We start from the raw sequence: 14,726 nt of genomic DNA, 5'->3' as shown, positions 1-14,726 counted from the left end.
CTCCTCGGCAGACTCCTCCCGGGCCCGCCTGGCCCCGGAATAAATACTAAATTAGTATTTCAACCGCCCGGCTGGCAACCGTGCCACAGTGGCGTCGCGAGGAGGTGCGTCGATGGGATACCGGTGGCAGATCACCCACGAGGCAGTGCGGCAGGGGGTCGTCGGCATCGTGCGGACCGCGGATGCGGTTTCCGCGGTCACAGCCGCGCGCTCAGTGCTCGACGCCGGGCTCCGGTCGGTGGAGGTGCCGCTCACGAACCGGGGCGCGCTGGCCGCGATCGAGGAGCTGACCTCGGCGTATCCGGACGCGACGATCGGGGCGGGCACGGTGCTCGACGAATCGTCGGCGACGGCGGCGATCCGGGCCGGGGCACGGTTTCTGGTGTCCCCGTCGCTGCACACCGGTGTTATCCGCACCGCGCACCGGTACGGCGCCGCCGCGTTTCCCGGCACCGGCTCGGTCACCGAGATCGTGCGCGCGCTGGAAGAAGGCGCGGACGCGGTGAAGGTCTTCCCGGCCTCGGCACTGGGGCCGCAGTGGGTGAAGGACGTGCGCGCGGCCTTGCCGCAGGCTCCGCTCGTGCCGACGGGCGGAATCGAGCCCGCCGACGTACCGGAATGGCTCGCGGCGGGCGCGGTCGCGTGCGGGATCGGATCGGCGCTGACCCATGGCACGGCCAAGGAAATCCGGGCACGGGTCGTTGCGCTGGTGCAGCGATGAGCGTGCTGCCGGCCGGCTGCCACACCGCGGAATGCGGCGGCAACGAGGCCAAAAGCGGTGCGGTCACGTCGATTTCGCTTGACGGCGGGGTGCTGACCGCACTCGATGTCGAGGACACCGGGTCGCCGAGCTTCCTCCTGCCCTGCCGAGGAGAGCTGCGTTGAACGAACCTCGCCCGCGCGGCCTGCACGGCCAGACCGTGGAAACGCTGTCCGCCCGCATCCTGTCCGGCGCATGGGACGAAGGCACGGTGCTCGACCTCCCCGCCTTGCGCGAGGAGCTGGACATCAGCCTGACCGCACTCCGTGAAGCACTGAAAGTGCTGGCAGCAAAGGGAATGATCGACGCACGCCAGAAGCGCGGCACGTTCGTGCAGCCCCGCGATCGCTGGAATCTGCTCGACGCCGACGTGATGCGCTGGCAGACCGCGGCCAGCGGCAACCCGGCCCTGTTCGACGAGCTGACCGAGGTACGCACCGTGGTGGAACCCTCGGCGGCACGGCTCGCGGCAGAACGCGCCGGAGACGAGGACATCGCGGCGCTGCGAAGCGCGCTCGACCGGATGGCCGCCGCGAAGTCCGATCCGGACGCCGGCGTCGAAGCCGATCTCGCCTTTCACCGGGCGCTGATGACCGCTACCCACAACAACTTCCTGCGCCAGGTCGAGCGCGTGCTCGCGATCGGACTCGCCGAACGCGACCGGATCGTGCACCACGCCCGGACCGCCGACGACCCGGTACCGAGCCACCGCGAGGTGCTGGACGCCATCGTCGCCCGCGACCCGGACGCCGCGGAATCAGCAATGGTGGCGCTGGTGAGGAAATCCCACGAAGATCTCAACCAAGCCCGCGGCCGGAAACCGTAGACCCGGCCTCAGCCCTCGGACAACGCGGCGGTCAACATGCGTGCCGCGGACACGCGGGGCTCCGGGTCGACCGCGATCAACGCGTTCACCACCGCGCCGTCGACCAGCGCGACCAGTCTTTCCAGCTCTACCTCGGTCACCGGGGTGCCCGAGCGGGCGAAGATCTCCGTCAGCAGCTCGTTCAGCTGCGCGGACAAGGTACGCATGAGCGGGCGCAGATACGGCCGCCGACCGGTGGCCACGAGCCGTTCGTAGCGCAGCAGCACGGCTTCCGCATCCGCCTCCGGGTCGCCGCTGGACGGTCCGAGCAGCAGGTCCAGCACCAGCTCCACAGTGGCCTGCACCCCGCGGTGCCGGGTGGCCAGCTCGTCCAACCGGCGACGGCCGTTGGCCAGCTCGGCCTGCGAATGATGCTCGACCGCGGCGGTGACCAGGTCCTCCAGCGAATCGAAGTAGTACGTGGTGGAGGCGAGTGGCAACCCGGCCCGCTCGGCGACCGCACGATGGCGCACGGCGTCGAATCCGCCCTCGACCAGCAGTCCGGCCGCGGATTCGACGAGTGCCGCACGGCGGCGCTCGCCCTTCGGGGTGGTCGCTGCCGTCATGGCCGCACATTCTGCCAGCCCAGCGGACTGGCCGAGATCAGAACCGCGCAGCCAGCCCGGCCACGAGCCGGTCCAGCTCCGCCGCGAACGGCGGCGGCTGCCCGCTCGTCCCCGGCACACTGACCAGCACCACAGTCCCGCCCCCGGCGGCCGCGTGCCGCACCGTGCGCGATCCGGCGGGCTGGGCGGGCACTACGACCGGCCGGCCCGCGGGGAACACCGCGGCCGAGATCGCGCCGTCCGGAAGCGGGAACCCGGCGCCGCGCGAATCCGTCGTACAGGCGCTACCCGGGGAGGCATTGGCAGGGATCAAGTGGCCTGGGAGCTCGCCAGCGAGGGCTGTGGCGAGCTCCCAGTCCACCCGTGCGCACCCGTGGGTGCCTTCGGCCACAGGGCCGGTCTTCCCGTCCCCGCCGTCTCCCTGCCGAGACTGCTGGGACGGGAAGTTCTGGTTACCCCCGGTACCGAAAGGACGTGCGGCCGGACCACTGGGTTGCGCCGGTCCGCCGGCCGAATTCATGACCGGGGACGAACCGGACGTATCACCCAGACTGCCGACGGTTCCCCAGGTACCGAAACCCGCGGCCACGAGCACCGCGGCGGCACCCACAGCGATCCGGTTGCGGCGGCGGAGCGTCTCGCGCTGCGAACGCCGGACCACGTCCGCCAGGTCGAAACCGGCCGGCGGGACCTCGCCGGGAGCGCCGGAAAGCAGCTTCTCCAGGTCGTGCTCATCCATTCGGCTCCACCTCCCGGTCCAGTACCTGCCGCAAATTCGCCAGCCCACGCGCCGTCTGGCTCTTCACGTTGCCCTCGCTGCAGCCGAGCGCCTTCGCCGCGGCGCTCACGTCGAGCCCGTCGAAATACCGCAGCACCAGCACCGCCCGCTGCTTGCGCGGCACCTCCTTCAGCGCGGCGAGCAGGTCTTCCCGGTTCGCCACGCGCTCGGCCACGCCGGGGCCGTCGGAGACCGGTTCCGGCAGCACCTCGGTCTGCCGCTCCCGCCGCCACGGCCGGCGCGACTCGTCGATCACCGCGCGGACCAGCGTCTTGCGCAGGTACGCATCGGTGGCCGCCCGGTCCCTGATCTTCTTCCACCTCCGGTGCAGCGCGACGAACGCGGTCTGGGCGAGGTCGTCGGCCTTGTGCCAATCACCGCAGAGCAGGTACGCGGTCCGGCGGACAGCCTCCCGCTTCGCGGCGAAGTACTCCGCGAACTCCTGTTCGTCGCGCTGGTCCACGCGCTCTGCAGCTCCACTCGTGACAGGTCCGTCTGGAAGACGGAACCGGGGGCGTACACGGTTGCACGATCAACCGGGTTCGTTCCACCCGAGCGCATTGAATCCCGCTCCGTAGTTGTGCTGTGATCGGTTCGTGACCAGTACTGCCCGGCCGATCGACTTCCGCTCCGACACCGTCACCCGTCCGGACCAGGTGATGCGCCGGGCAATGGCGGAGGCCGAGGTCGACGACAACGTCATCGGCACCGATCCGACCGTCGCCGAGCTGGAACGGCGTGCCGCGCAGGTGCTCGGCATGCCCGCCGCGCTCTGGACGCCGAGCGGGACCATGGCGAACCTGATCGCGCTGAGCCTGCACCTCCAGCGTGGCGACCGGTTCCTCGCCACCCGCGGCGCGCACGTGCTCGCCAACGAACTCGGTTCGGCCGCCTGGCTGGCCGGTGGGATGCCGGATCCGCTCGAACACGACGCCGGCCCCGGCCGTCCCACCCCGGACACGCTGGCCGCCGCGATCGGCAGCACCGGCCCGTATTTCACGCTGCGCACCACGTTGCTGTGCCTGGAGAACACGCACAACGCCGCCGGCGGCGCGGTCACGCCGCCGGACGAACACGCGCAACTACTGTCCGTCGCGAAGCAGGCCGGGCTCACCGTGCACCTGGACGGCGCCCGGATCTGGCACGCGGCAGTGGCGCTGCAAGTGCCTCCCGCGGCGCTGACCGTCGGCGTCGACACCGTGTCGGCGTGCTTCAGCAAGGGGCTCGGCGCGCCGGTCGGTTCCGTGGTCGCGGGCAGCAAGGACTTCGTCGAGCGTGCTCGCCGGATGCGGCAGATGCTCGGCGGCGGTGTGCGTCAAGGCGGCGTGCTCGCCGCGGCCTGCCTGGTCGCGCTGGGCCGGACCGGCGAGCTGGCCGAGACGCACGAGTTCGCCCGGCGGCTCGCCACCGGGCTCGTCGAACACGGCTGGGGTGTCAACACGCCGGAGACCAACATCGTGCTCGCCGATGTACCGGATCTGCCCACCGCATTGGGCTGGCTGGACTCGCTCGGCATCCGCACCGTGCCGATGGCGGGCAAGGTGCGATTCACCACGCACCGCGACCTTTCCGCCACGGATATCGAGGAAACGCTGCGCCGTCTCAAGACCGGCGCCTGACCCCCGGGGAAGTCACGTGTCCCACTGGATCGTGTTCGACTACGGCGAAGTGCTGTGCACTCGCACCACGGCACTACCGAAACTGGCCGCCGTGACCGGCGTGCCGGCCGAGGACTTCGAGCCGGTGTATTGGGAGCTGCGCGAACCCTACGACCGGGGATCCACCGACCTCGCCTACTGGACCGCGATCGGGGAGCGCCTCGGCGTGCAGGTGGACGAGGCGCTCTCGGCCGAACTCACCGCGCTGGACGTGGCGGGCTGGTCACACCTGACCACGGAGGCGCTCGACCTGCTCGGATCGCTGGCCGAGGCCGGTGCGTCGCTGGCGTTGCTGTCCAACGCCTCGGTCACCTTCGGTGCCTGGGTGCGCGAGCAGGAGTGGGCGAAGCTGTTCCGCCACACGATGTTCTCCGGCGACGTGCGATGCGCGAAACCGGACGCGGAAATCTACCGGCTGCTGCTGGCACAACTCGGCGCCGAACCCGGCGAGTGCCTGTTCTTCGACGACCGAGCGTCCAATGTGGAAGGCGCGCGGGCCGTGGGCCTGCGCGCGCACGTATGGAACGGCGCCGAAGCCGCCCGCGCCGCGCTGGGCTGATCCCATGGCTGTGAAGGGAACCTTCACAGACTCAGAGTCCGTGAAGGGACCCTTCACGGACCTCTACACCGACTTTGCCGGAACCCTGGCCTCTCCGTCCGTGAAGGGTCCCTTCACAGCCCTTCACCTCACGTCAGCCATTGATCCGCTTGGAGTTCTTCCGTCCGGAGATCGCGCCGTAGGCGGCGGTGCCCAGGAACACCGCACCGCCGATGATCGCGATCCACAGGACCGTCTTGAACACGAAACCGAGGATCCCGCCGAGCACCATGAAGGCGATCCACGCGACGATGAGTCCTCCGACGATCTTCCAGAACATGGCCCCTCCGAGTGCCGTTCCGTGCCATCTCGGCCCGGTGCCCTCCAGCGTGCCACTTCACCGCCGGAAACGCGCCTTTCCGAGTCAACGTTCAGGGGTTTCTCCGGGTTCCCCTGACGGTGTTCACCCCAGCCAGGTGCCTAGCCGGCGCACCGCCTCGTCGATGTCTTCGGCTGCTCCGGCGAAGGAAAACCGCACGAACCGGCCACCGTCGACCGGGTCGAAGTCGATCCCGGGGATGATTGCGACCCCGGTGTCCGCGAGCAGCCGCTGACACCAGCTCAAGCTGTCCGTTGTGTACGCAGAGACGTCCGCGTACGCGTAGAAGGCGCCGTCGGCGGGGGCGAGCTTGTCGAGCCCGATGCTGCGGAGCCCGGCGAACAGGCGGTCGCGGTTGTCGCGATAGCGCGCGACGTGCGCGTCAGCCTCCGCATAGGACTCAGGGGTGAACGCCGCGACGGCCGCGTGCTGCGAGAGCGCCGGTGGGCAGATGGTGAAGTTGCCGGTCAGCACGTCGATCGAGCGGTGCAGCCGGGCCGGCACCAGCATCCAGCCGAGCCGCCAGCCGGTCATCGCGAAATACTTCGAGAACGAGCCGAGCACGAGGGCTTCCCGGCTGTACTGCCAGGCACAGTCGAGCTGCGCACCGTAGGTGATGCCGTGATAGATCTCGTCACTGATGAGCTGGACCCCGCGTGAAGCACACCACCCGGAGATCGCGGCCAGCTCGCCGGGCGGCAGCACGGTGCCGGTCGGGTTGGCCGGGCTGGCCACGATCAGCCCGTCGAGCGGGCCGAGCCGGTCGAGCAGTTCGACGGTGGGCTGGAAGTTCGTCTCCGCCGTGGTCGGGAACTCGACCACCTCACAGCCCAGCACGTTCAGCAGGTTGCGGTAGGCCGGGTAGCCCGGCCGCGCCATGGCGACCCGAGCACCGGGGTCGAACGCGCTCAGGAAGGACAGCAGGAACCCGCCGGACGAGCCGGTGGTCAGCACGACGTCCTGCGCCGCCACGTCCACGTCGTAGGTACGCCGGTAGTGCCCGGCGACGGCTTCGCGCAGCTCAGGGATGCCGAGCTGCTCGGTGTAGCCGAGGGTTTGCCTACCCAGCGCCTCGCTCGCGGCCCGTCGCACCGGCTCCGGCGCGGGCACGGACGGCTGCCCGGCAGCGAGCGAGACGACGTCGCCGTGGCTGCGCTGCCGGGCCTGCGCTGCGGACAGCACGTCCATCACGTGGAAAGGAGGCACGCCCGCGCGCAGCGCTGGACCGCCGAAAGTACCAAGGTCGACCATGTCGTCAGGCTAAAGCCTCAAGCCGGCCTCAAGTCCGGCGCCCAGGATCGCCCTCACCGGGGGAAGGCGCAATGAGGGGTCCCTTCACGGCCTCGGAGTCCGTGAAGGGACCCTTCACAGCCTCAGCGCACCCCGGGCCACAGGATGGCCGGTTTGCGGAGGTAGCCCGGAACCGCCGTAGGAGTGTCGAGAACGGCCGGGCACCGTTCTCGGCACTCGGTGAAGCGGTCAGTACCCTCGGTACGCGCCGCCGTGCGCCATCGCGGCGACCCCCGGCACGTTGCCCATCGAGCCGTACCGGTCGATCGAGTACCGGACCCCGGCGATGATGTTGTCCACCGGGTTGTAGATGTTGTCGTGCCCGGGAAGCTTGTGCGCGTTGAAGGTGGAGTCGATGCACTGCATCAGGCCCTTGGACGGATGCCCGGCGGCCGCGTTCGAGTTCCCGGTGAGGAAGAGGTGCTCGCCCTCGCGTGCCGTCCAGGTGCCGAGTTCGGTGGTGACGCACCAGACGTCCCCGCGACCGGCCTCCTCCCGGCTGAGCGATCCACCGGAGACGACGGGACGGTTCGCCCGCACCGAGGACTCCGGCTGCCAGGCATCCACCTGGTCTACAAAGGACACTCCCGGCCGCGCGCCGGAAAGGTAGACCGCGAGCACGATGGCGTCGAGCACTTCACCCGGTGCCTGGTGGATCGTCACTTTCGGCGCCGGCCAGCCCGGCTCGTCGTACCAGGCGCCCTCCGCGTCGATCACGGCTTCGAGCCAGGCGGCCCGCTGCAGCGCCGACATCGCGAGTACCTGAGCGAACGCTTCCGACTTCGGATTTCCCGCCCGCCGCAGCAAATCCTGCGCATAACCGGGGTCGAGACGGAACTGGTACCGCGGGCCACCTTGATCGTCGAGATACTCGGCATGCGGAATACCGGCGAGCAGCTCCCGGATCTTGCCGGCCGCAGCCGATTTCGACTGTGCGATCGACATCGTCGGACGTTGTTGCCGGCTCTCGACGCGCCCGTCGCCGGCGATCCAGCCGAGAAGGGCGGCTTCCCGCACGGTCACGTCCAAACCGTCCCCGGTCTCCGCGGCCGCGGACAGCAGGAGCCGATCGCAATCGGCCACCTCGTCGGTGGTGACGAAGCGCCCTTCGGTCGCGTACGCGGTCCTAGCCGGCTCGGGGTGCACAGCCACGCCCACCGCGGCCTGAGTCTCCGTACACGGCTGCCCGGCCTTCGCGACGCTAACCCGCGGAAACGTCAGCCAGCGATGGTTCGGTGTCGTGGTCGCCTGCCAGCGGCTGTTCGCGATCCGGACCAGCCGTGCGTTCTCGTGGTGCACAACCCGGGTGATCCGGGTCCACTCGCTGCGGCCGGTCGCCGGGTTGTAGCCGATGGTTTCGTCGCCCACCAGGACATCGCGGTGCTTGAGCAGGCCGCGCCGGGTCAGGATCGCCGTGTCGAGGGGAACGCAGTCCCAGTTGTTGATCGCGTTCGGGTTCCCGCCGGACTCGTGCTGGATGATCGCCCAGATGTTCTTGACATCTGCCTCGGTCACGTTGACCCCGGCGGCCTGCAGCTCCTTGATCGCCTCGTCGATCCACTGCTGCACGTTCCCCGGCGGCGGGGAGGAAGGCGGGCCGCCGCTCGGGCCGAGGCCACCGCCACCGCCGCCCCCACCACCGCCGCTGTGGTGGCCACCGCCACCGCCGCCGTGACCGGTGTGCAGGCCGCCGGTGCTCTGCGGAATCGTGCCGTCCGAGCCGGGCAGCGGGACCTTCGAGTAGCCGCCCTCGATCTGGGTCTGCATCAGCTGCTGCGACGACTTGACCATGCCGTCTGCCTGTTCGAGCAGCGGATCGATGGTCTGCTGCGCCTTCGTGGCGTCCGCTTCGTTCGCCTTGTTCGCCGCGTCGATGATCGACTGCGACGTGGGGCTCGGCGCGGGACCGCTCTTGTCCGACTTCGCGTACGCCGCCTCGGCGTTCTGCGCGTTCTGGGCCTTCGTCGTCTCGGCCTTGATGCGAGCGTCGATCGACTTGTGCGCATCGTCCAGCGCGCTGGTTACCTTGTTCTTCACGCCGCTGAGATCCTGCGACAGCTTGCTCAGGTCATTGCCGACGTCGGAGAGGTGCCCCTGCACCTTGTCGCCGGCGGAGGTGATCTGCCGGACGTACCCGACGAACGCGTCTGCCGCGTCGCCCTTCCAGACGCCCTCCGCGAGCGAATCCGTGGACGATTTCATCGCCGCACTGTGATCACCTGCCTGCTGCGCGGCGTCTTTGAACTGCTGCGCGGCCTTCTCGATCGACTCCGGCTTGATGCCGTCGACCTTCTTCGCCTTGTCGACAATGCCCTGCCAAGCCGGCGGGAAGTCGATCAACCCCATCCCTGTCGCCCCTCACCCACGTAGTGCCTGTTCAGCGGTCTTCGTGCACGGTCAGATCGCTCTTGGCGACCTGGTCGGTCTCGGCCATCAGCCCGGCCGCCTTGCGGAGGATGAATCCGGTCGCCTCCATCAGCTTCCCGGCCGCGTCGAACTCGCTGTGCACGCCTTGCTTGAACTGGCCGACCGCGCCGTGCACGTCCTTCGAGCCACCCATCGTGCCGAACGGGCTGTCCGGCTCGTCGTCGACGCCGGTGAGTTGCTTTCGGGACTTCTCGAACTCATCCTTCAACTTCTCGATGTTCCGGGCCGCAATGGCCATGGAATCCGCATCGTAGACAGGCACCCGTTCGCCATCCCTTTCGCGACTCTCGCTTCCGAACGGTTCGGACGCACCGGTGATCAGGCCGGTTCCCTGCACACTGTAAGACGTCGAACGCGCGCCGTGTGCGATTCTGCCCGACTTCCACCGGAGGCAGGTACTCGCTGCCCGGAATCAGAGCCCGGACTGCAGCTCGCGCACCCGGTCGAGGAGTACCGCGTTGTCGGCCGGGCTGACCGTGGCCCAGGCGCGGCCGTCCGGGTCGTCGGTGAGCTGGAAGAGGTACCGGCCGGAATCGGTGTCGTAGAAGGCGGCCACCCGGGGAGAACGGCGGACGGTGCCGTCGCGCAGGACGCGTTCCGCGCAGAACTGGCCGCGGGCCTCCTGGCCGAGCAGCATGCCGGCCAGCTCCTGCGCGTGCCACAGATCCAGGCCACGGTCTTCCAGTGCGGTGACCAGTGCTTTCGGTTCGCCCTGCGCGGCCGCGTCGGCGGCGACCAAGATGTCGTGCGGAACCGAGATGGACTGGCCGACACCGGGACCGAGCTCACCGGCGACCGGGACGGCGGCCTCGGCGAGCGAGCCCTCGTCTGCCGGGATCAGCCACACCTCGTCCCGGTCGATCACGCCGAGTACGGCCTGGCTGCCGCGACTCACCGCGCGGCCGTGGATCTCCCGCTCGGCCCACACCCACACGTCCACCGCGAACTGCGGCCGCGCGAGCAGGTGCAGCTGGTCGAGCAGGGCGCTGTTCGGACGGCCGGCGCGGACAAGCCGGCGCTGCGCCAGCGACTCCCAGGCCGACTCGACCAGCGACCGGCGTTGTGAATGCGTGGTACCGGGCGAACGCACCCCCAGCGCGGGCGGGCGGGCGCCGAGATCCAGCGATTCCCACAGCACGTCGAATTCGAGCGTGGACAGCACCAGGCTCACAGGCGGCGCTCTTCCCCGGCGCCCCCGCCGAGCACATCGCGGCTGACCATCCGGCCGTCGGTGAACAGGTCCCGGTCGTCGACGCCGAAGCGGCGCACGGGCTCGGCGTCCACCTCGGCCTGGGTCGCGGCCGGAGAGAGGAACTTCGCGTCGCCGCCGCCCGTTCGCGGGCTGATCTGCTCAGCCTTGCGCAGCGCGACCGCTTCTTCCTCGGGCAGGTCGTCCACCGGCAACGGCTGCGCCAGGCCTTTCGTCGGCGGCCCGCCGAACCCGCGGCCCTGCCGTTCGCGGTCCCCGGCCAGCGCGCCACCGGCGACTCCGGCGCCGATCGCCGCGGCGCCCGCACCGATGTCGCCGGCCGAAGCATCGCTCTGTGGCGGAGCGGGCGGAGCACTGCCGGTGCTGGGCGGGTCCGGCGGCTGCGGAACGCTGCCGACCAGATGACCGGGGTTCAGCCTGTGGTCGTGCGTACTCCCGAGACCACCGCCGGCCGCACCACCGCCTCCTGCGGCACCACCACCGCCGCTTGCCGCACCGCCGACCGTGCCGCTGTCACCGGCCGCGCCGCCACCGCCGGCTGCTGCGCCACCGCGACCTGCTGCACCACCGCCGTCGTCCGCACCACCGCCGCGATGGCTGAGCGCGCCGTCCGGCCCGGAGTCGCCCCGGGGCGGCTCCGGGTGGATGCCACCGGGCCTGCCTCCTTCCGCAACCCCTGAGCCGTGGCTGCCGACCGGTCCTCGCGACACCGGCAAGCCACCGTGCTCCCGCGAACCGCCCGGCACCGACGCACCGCCCGGCACCCGAGTACCGCCGGAATTCCCTGCCACAAGAGGGTTTCCGGGACTGACCGGCACTTCAGGAGCACGCCATCCGACACGGGCCTGCGGTTCCGCCGAGCCATGTCCGGCCGACGCTTCCTGAACCGGCGGCGGAGGCGGGGACGGCTTGACGTACGAAGCCGGGGTGACCCGGCTTGGCCGCGGCGCAGGAGTGGCAACGCCGTACGTGGCCACCGGCGGATCGGCCACCGGCCTGCTGACCTGCTGTACCGAAGGTGGCTCGACGTGCTGTGAGCGCATCGACGCGGACGCCGGCTTCACCCCGCCATCCGGCGTCACCTCGACCGCCGTGCCGGCGCGGTCCACCACGCCCGGCCCAACCGGCGCGGACATGGACAGCGCCTGTGGCTTGCTCAATTCCTTGTTGGACAACAGGATCTCGCCGCTCTGCTGGGCGTAGGCGTTCAACGCCTCAAGTGCCTGGGCCCGCGCGTTCTCCGCGGCCTCGACCTCCGCGGCGTGATCAGTTTCGAAGCCGATCAGGCTGAGCACCGAGTCACCGAGGGTGAGCCCGCCCGCCCCCTTGCGCACGGTCGCCGGGTTCGGCAGCTTGTATTTGGTGTGACTGAACAATTCCCCTTGGGCGAACAGCATTTCCGCGGTGTGCGCGACCTTGGTCGTGGCATCCTGGGAGAATCCGGCCTGCGCGGTGAGCACCTGCCCGGCCTGCCCGCCCGCCGCGCTCTGCCATTCGACGCCGAGCTTCGCGAGCTGCTCCCGCAACGTGCCGTCGGTTTCCGCGAGCGCGGCCGAGACCGCCTTCAGCGCTTCGACCGCGGTGCCGATGCTGTCGATTCCGTCGCCGGTGGCGAACTTCTCGATCTCCTCGGAGATGGCAGTGTCGGTCCAGCCGTCGAAGCGGTGGTCGCGGATCCTGCCGGCGAGTTCCGAGATCTCCACGCGCGCTCCCTTAGCTCCGTGCCTTGAGGTCCTGGACCGCCAGTCCGGCGGCCTTGCTGGCGAGTTCACACAGCTGTGGCCGGCTGAAACCGCCGGCAGTGATGGCGAAAGCCTGCGAAGCGAGCGTCTGCCCCTTCGCGACGCCGACGAGCACTTCGCAGTCCGAGGGGGTGCCGGACGCGCGATAGCCGGCGAGCGCCGGATAGCCCTCCACACTCGTGGGCGTGGTGGTCACGCTGTTCTTGCGCCGCTTGCCGGTGAGCCACTCCTGCAGATCCGCGCCGACCACCCGCAGATGGAACGCGTGGAACGGCTCGGTTTGGTTCGCGTCAAGCACGCACGTGGGGCCGTCCTGCGGGTCCGCGGCCTTCCGCGGCACGCTGGTCACCTTCAGCGCGTCGAACTGCGCTTGCCCGAGCAACTGACACGGATCGGTGCCGGCGATCGGCAACTCGGCCGGACGCGGCGGCAGCTGCGAAGCCATCGCCTGCTGGGAAGCCGAACTCACTGAGGCCTGCGCCGGGTACGCCGTGCCCTCGTCACCGGACGAGCATCCGGCGATACCGAGGCCCGCGACGACGGCGACCAAGGGCTTAATGGATGCCGTGCGCACCGCGGTCCCCGAAAGCCGCGGCCTTGTCCGCTTCGCTTGCTTCGTAGGTCTTCGCCGCTTCGCGCAACTGCGCGACGAGACGATGGAGGTTGGCGACGTACTCGCGTACCTGCGCGACGTAGGACTGGTCGCCTTCGGCCACGAGCATGTTCCAGGCGCCGATCGCGTTGATGCTCACCGTGTCCGCCGAAGGCGTGTCGATGCGCAGCTCGCCCAGGCGCGTGAGCAGCTTGTCTTCAAGCGCAGTGACCTGCTCTTCCACCACGCGGGCGACGTCGAGCAGCTTCTTGGGCTGCACGACCAGGTCCGCGACCCCCGGCACAGCCGGGACCGAGGACGCCAGGCCGGACGGCGGAGTGCTTCCTGGCATGCGCTACCCCTCACGTGATACGGACAGTGACCGCGGCAACCCGCTTCGAGGCTACCAACGGACGCGTGAATCCGAGGCGAGTTTCGCCCGGCCCGTTCAGACCGGGGCGGCGACCTCGCCGTTCGCAGCACGCAGCGCGATGTCAGTGCGGTGATGCGAGCCGGCCAGGTGTACGCGCTCGACTGTCTCGTACGCGTGCTTACGCGCGGACTTGAGCGTCTTGCCGGTGCCCACCACGGAGAGCACGCGCCCACCAGAGGACACGACCGCACCGTCTTCGCGACGCCGCGTACCCGCGTGCAGCACGCCTTCGATCTCGCCGCCGGTGATGACGTCACCGGTGCGCGGCTTGCCCGGATAACCGTCGGCTGCGATCACCACGGTCACCGCGGCGCCGCGCGACCACTCCAGCGGCGGAAGCTCAGCCAGCCGCCCGGTCGCCGTGGCCTTCAGCACCTCAGCCAGAGACGTACGCAGCAGCGCGAGCACAACTTGCGTCTCCGGGTCCCCGAAGCGGCAGTTGAACTCGATCACCTGCGGGCCGTCCGACGTGAGCGCAAGCCCTGCGTACAGCAGACCGGAGAACGAGCAGCCCCGCACGTCGAGTTCGTCGACCACCGGCTGCACGATGCGCGCGACGACGTGGTTGACGAGGTCCTCGGACACCCACGGCAGCGGCGCGTACGCACCCATCCCGCCGGTGTTCGGGCCGGTACCACCGTCGCCGACCCGCTTGAAGTCCTGCGCGGGCAGCATCGGCACCACGGTGCGGCCGTCCACGAAGCAGAACAGCGAAGCCTCCGGCCCGTCCAAAAAGGACTCCAGCAGCACCGGGTGGCCGCCGTCGAGCAGCATCAGCGCGTGCTTGCGGGCCACCTCGATGTCCTCGGTCACCACCACGCCCTTGCCGGCGGCGAGCCCGTCGTCCTTGACCACCCAAGTAGGCCCGAAACGCTGAAGCGCCGCGTCGAGCCGCGCGGGTGTGTCAACGACCTCACTGCGGGCCGTGGGCACCCCTGCGGCGGACATCACGTCCTTCGCGAACGCCTTCGAGCCCTCGATCCGCGCGGCGGCGGCGCTCGGCCCGAAGCAGGCGATGCCCGCTTCGCGCACCGCGTCCGCGACGCCCGCGACGAGCGGCACCTCGGGGCCGATCACGACGAGGTCGGCCCCCCACTCCTTGGCCAGCACAGCGACCGCTGCCGGATCGGCAGGGTCGACTCCGAGCTGCTCGGCGACCGCCGCGGTACCGGCGTTGCCGGGCGCGCAGGCGAGCGCCGTCACTCCAGCATCACCGGACACCGCAAGGGCGATTGCATGCTCACGGGCGCCGGACCCGATTACCAGTACGCGCACGCCGGACAGCGTAACGGTGCGTGCACCGGCCGGGCAGATGGCCGTCCGGTCCAGGGGTCACCCGAATATCCGGGCAAGGGGTCACCGAGCGGAGTTACGGCTGGTCAGGCAGGCCGTACCGGACTCGGGCGGGCATGGCGATCGCCCCGGCGGCAGCAAACCCGGCGTACCGGTCACCCGAACCCTCGTCGATCCAGGCCGTAACCGGCCGCC

General features: G+C 70.1%; 16 protein-coding genes and 2 pseudogenes. 5 read left to right on the top strand and 13 right to left on the bottom strand.

What is annotated here, in order from left to right:
* The first annotated feature begins 112 nt into the window (after positions 1–112).
* The 3 genes from D5S19_RS17535 to D5S19_RS17530 are packed head-to-tail and all read left to right on the top strand — an operon-like array spanning position 113 to position 1,586.
* Positions 113–721 (top strand): bifunctional 4-hydroxy-2-oxoglutarate aldolase/2-dehydro-3-deoxy-phosphogluconate aldolase, encoded by a 609-nt coding sequence (locus tag D5S19_RS17535; RefSeq protein WP_120024402.1) that lies wholly within the window; start codon positions 113–115, stop codon positions 719–721.
* Positions 718–885 (top strand): hypothetical protein, encoded by a 168-nt coding sequence (locus D5S19_RS32035; RefSeq protein WP_158605552.1) that lies wholly within the window; start codon positions 718–720, stop codon positions 883–885. Before D5S19_RS17535 ends, D5S19_RS32035 begins: the two co-directional genes overlap by 4 nt.
* Complete coding sequence (locus tag D5S19_RS17530) at positions 882–1,586, top strand: FadR/GntR family transcriptional regulator (RefSeq protein WP_120024401.1); 705 nt, start codon at positions 882–884, stop codon at positions 1,584–1,586. The genes D5S19_RS32035 and D5S19_RS17530 overlap by 4 nt, the downstream gene beginning before the upstream one ends.
* Before the next feature lie 8 nt (positions 1,587–1,594).
* Here the strand turns inward: D5S19_RS17530 and D5S19_RS17525 are convergent, their stop codons facing one another.
* Genes D5S19_RS17525 through D5S19_RS17515 form a run of 3 tightly spaced genes read right to left on the bottom strand, consistent with a single transcriptional unit; the run spans position 1,595 to position 3,432 of the window.
* The gene (locus D5S19_RS17525) at positions 1,595–2,191 is read right to left on the bottom strand and encodes a TetR/AcrR family transcriptional regulator (RefSeq protein ID WP_120024400.1); all 597 of its coding nucleotides are present in this window, start codon (positions 2,189–2,191) and stop codon (positions 1,595–1,597) included.
* A gap of 37 nt (positions 2,192–2,228) precedes the next feature.
* Positions 2,229–2,930, bottom strand: a complete 702-nt coding sequence (locus D5S19_RS17520) for a hypothetical protein (RefSeq protein WP_120024399.1) — start codon at positions 2,928–2,930, stop codon at positions 2,229–2,231.
* Positions 2,923–3,432 (bottom strand): SigE family RNA polymerase sigma factor, encoded by a 510-nt coding sequence (locus D5S19_RS17515; RefSeq protein ID WP_098512618.1) that lies wholly within the window; start codon positions 3,430–3,432, stop codon positions 2,923–2,925. Before D5S19_RS17515 ends, D5S19_RS17520 begins: the two co-directional genes overlap by 8 nt.
* Positions 3,433–3,565: 133 nt before the next feature.
* Here D5S19_RS17515 and D5S19_RS17510 point away from each other — a divergent pair, with 133 nt between their 5' ends.
* Together D5S19_RS17510 and D5S19_RS17505 are read left to right on the top strand one after the other, a co-directional pair.
* The gene (locus D5S19_RS17510) at positions 3,566–4,588 is read left to right on the top strand and encodes a threonine aldolase family protein (RefSeq protein WP_120024398.1); all 1,023 of its coding nucleotides are present in this window, start codon (positions 3,566–3,568) and stop codon (positions 4,586–4,588) included.
* Between the two features lie 16 nt (positions 4,589–4,604).
* Complete coding sequence (locus tag D5S19_RS17505) at positions 4,605–5,186, top strand: HAD family hydrolase (RefSeq protein ID WP_120024397.1); 582 nt, start codon at positions 4,605–4,607, stop codon at positions 5,184–5,186.
* A gap of 133 nt (positions 5,187–5,319) precedes the next feature.
* Here D5S19_RS17505 and D5S19_RS17500 read toward each other — a convergent pair whose 3' ends face one another.
* The 10 genes and pseudogenes from D5S19_RS17500 to purD form a co-directional block, all read right to left on the bottom strand.
* A complete protein-coding gene (locus D5S19_RS17500) occupies positions 5,320–5,505 on the bottom strand; it encodes a hypothetical protein (RefSeq protein ID WP_098512615.1) in 186 nt (61 codons plus the stop codon).
* A 123-nt stretch (positions 5,506–5,628) separates the two neighbouring features.
* Positions 5,629–6,795, bottom strand: a complete 1,167-nt coding sequence (locus tag D5S19_RS17495) for a pyridoxal phosphate-dependent aminotransferase (protein WP_120024396.1) — start codon at positions 6,793–6,795, stop codon at positions 5,629–5,631.
* A 228-nt stretch (positions 6,796–7,023) separates the two neighbouring features.
* Positions 7,024–7,239 (bottom strand): annotated as a pseudogene (locus D5S19_RS17490) (transglycosylase SLT domain-containing protein); the annotation flags it as partial.
* A gap of 1,650 nt (positions 7,240–8,889) precedes the next feature.
* Positions 8,890–9,180: pseudogene (locus tag D5S19_RS33180) on the bottom strand (WXG100 family type VII secretion target); the annotation flags it as partial.
* A 31-nt stretch (positions 9,181–9,211) separates the two neighbouring features.
* Entirely contained in the window at positions 9,212–9,523 is a 312-nt protein-coding gene (locus D5S19_RS17480; RefSeq protein ID WP_120024451.1) for a hypothetical protein, read from the bottom strand.
* Positions 9,524–9,673: 150 nt separating this feature from the next.
* Complete coding sequence (locus D5S19_RS17475; protein WP_120024395.1) at positions 9,674–10,432, bottom strand: ESX secretion-associated protein EspG; 759 nt, start codon at positions 10,430–10,432, stop codon at positions 9,674–9,676.
* Complete coding sequence (locus D5S19_RS17470; RefSeq protein WP_120024394.1) at positions 10,429–12,174, bottom strand: hypothetical protein; 1,746 nt, start codon at positions 12,172–12,174, stop codon at positions 10,429–10,431. Before D5S19_RS17470 ends, D5S19_RS17475 begins: the two co-directional genes overlap by 4 nt.
* Before the next feature lie 10 nt (positions 12,175–12,184).
* Positions 12,185–12,787: a DUF3558 domain-containing protein gene (locus D5S19_RS17465; RefSeq protein ID WP_120024393.1), complete on the bottom strand. Its 603-nt coding sequence runs from the start codon at positions 12,785–12,787 to the stop codon at positions 12,185–12,187.
* Positions 12,768–13,157 carry a PE domain-containing protein gene (locus D5S19_RS17460; protein ID WP_120024392.1) on the bottom strand — a complete coding sequence of 130 codons (390 nt, stop codon included), beginning with the start codon at positions 13,155–13,157 and terminating at the stop codon, positions 12,768–12,770. The genes D5S19_RS17465 and D5S19_RS17460 overlap by 20 nt, the downstream gene beginning before the upstream one ends.
* Positions 13,158–13,253: 96 nt before the next feature.
* Positions 13,254–14,513 carry a phosphoribosylamine--glycine ligase gene (gene purD / locus D5S19_RS17455; RefSeq protein WP_120024391.1) on the bottom strand — a complete coding sequence of 420 codons (1,260 nt, stop codon included), beginning with the start codon at positions 14,511–14,513 and terminating at the stop codon, positions 13,254–13,256.
* Positions 14,514–14,726: the final 213 nt, after the last annotated feature.

This window comes from Amycolatopsis panacis, from assembly GCF_003600245.1.
In the GTDB taxonomy this organism is placed as follows: Bacteria; Actinomycetota; Actinomycetes; order Mycobacteriales; family Pseudonocardiaceae; genus Amycolatopsis; species Amycolatopsis sulphurea.
Note: the sequence above shows the minus strand (reverse complement) of the source record. Positions and strands in the feature narration are given on the sequence as shown.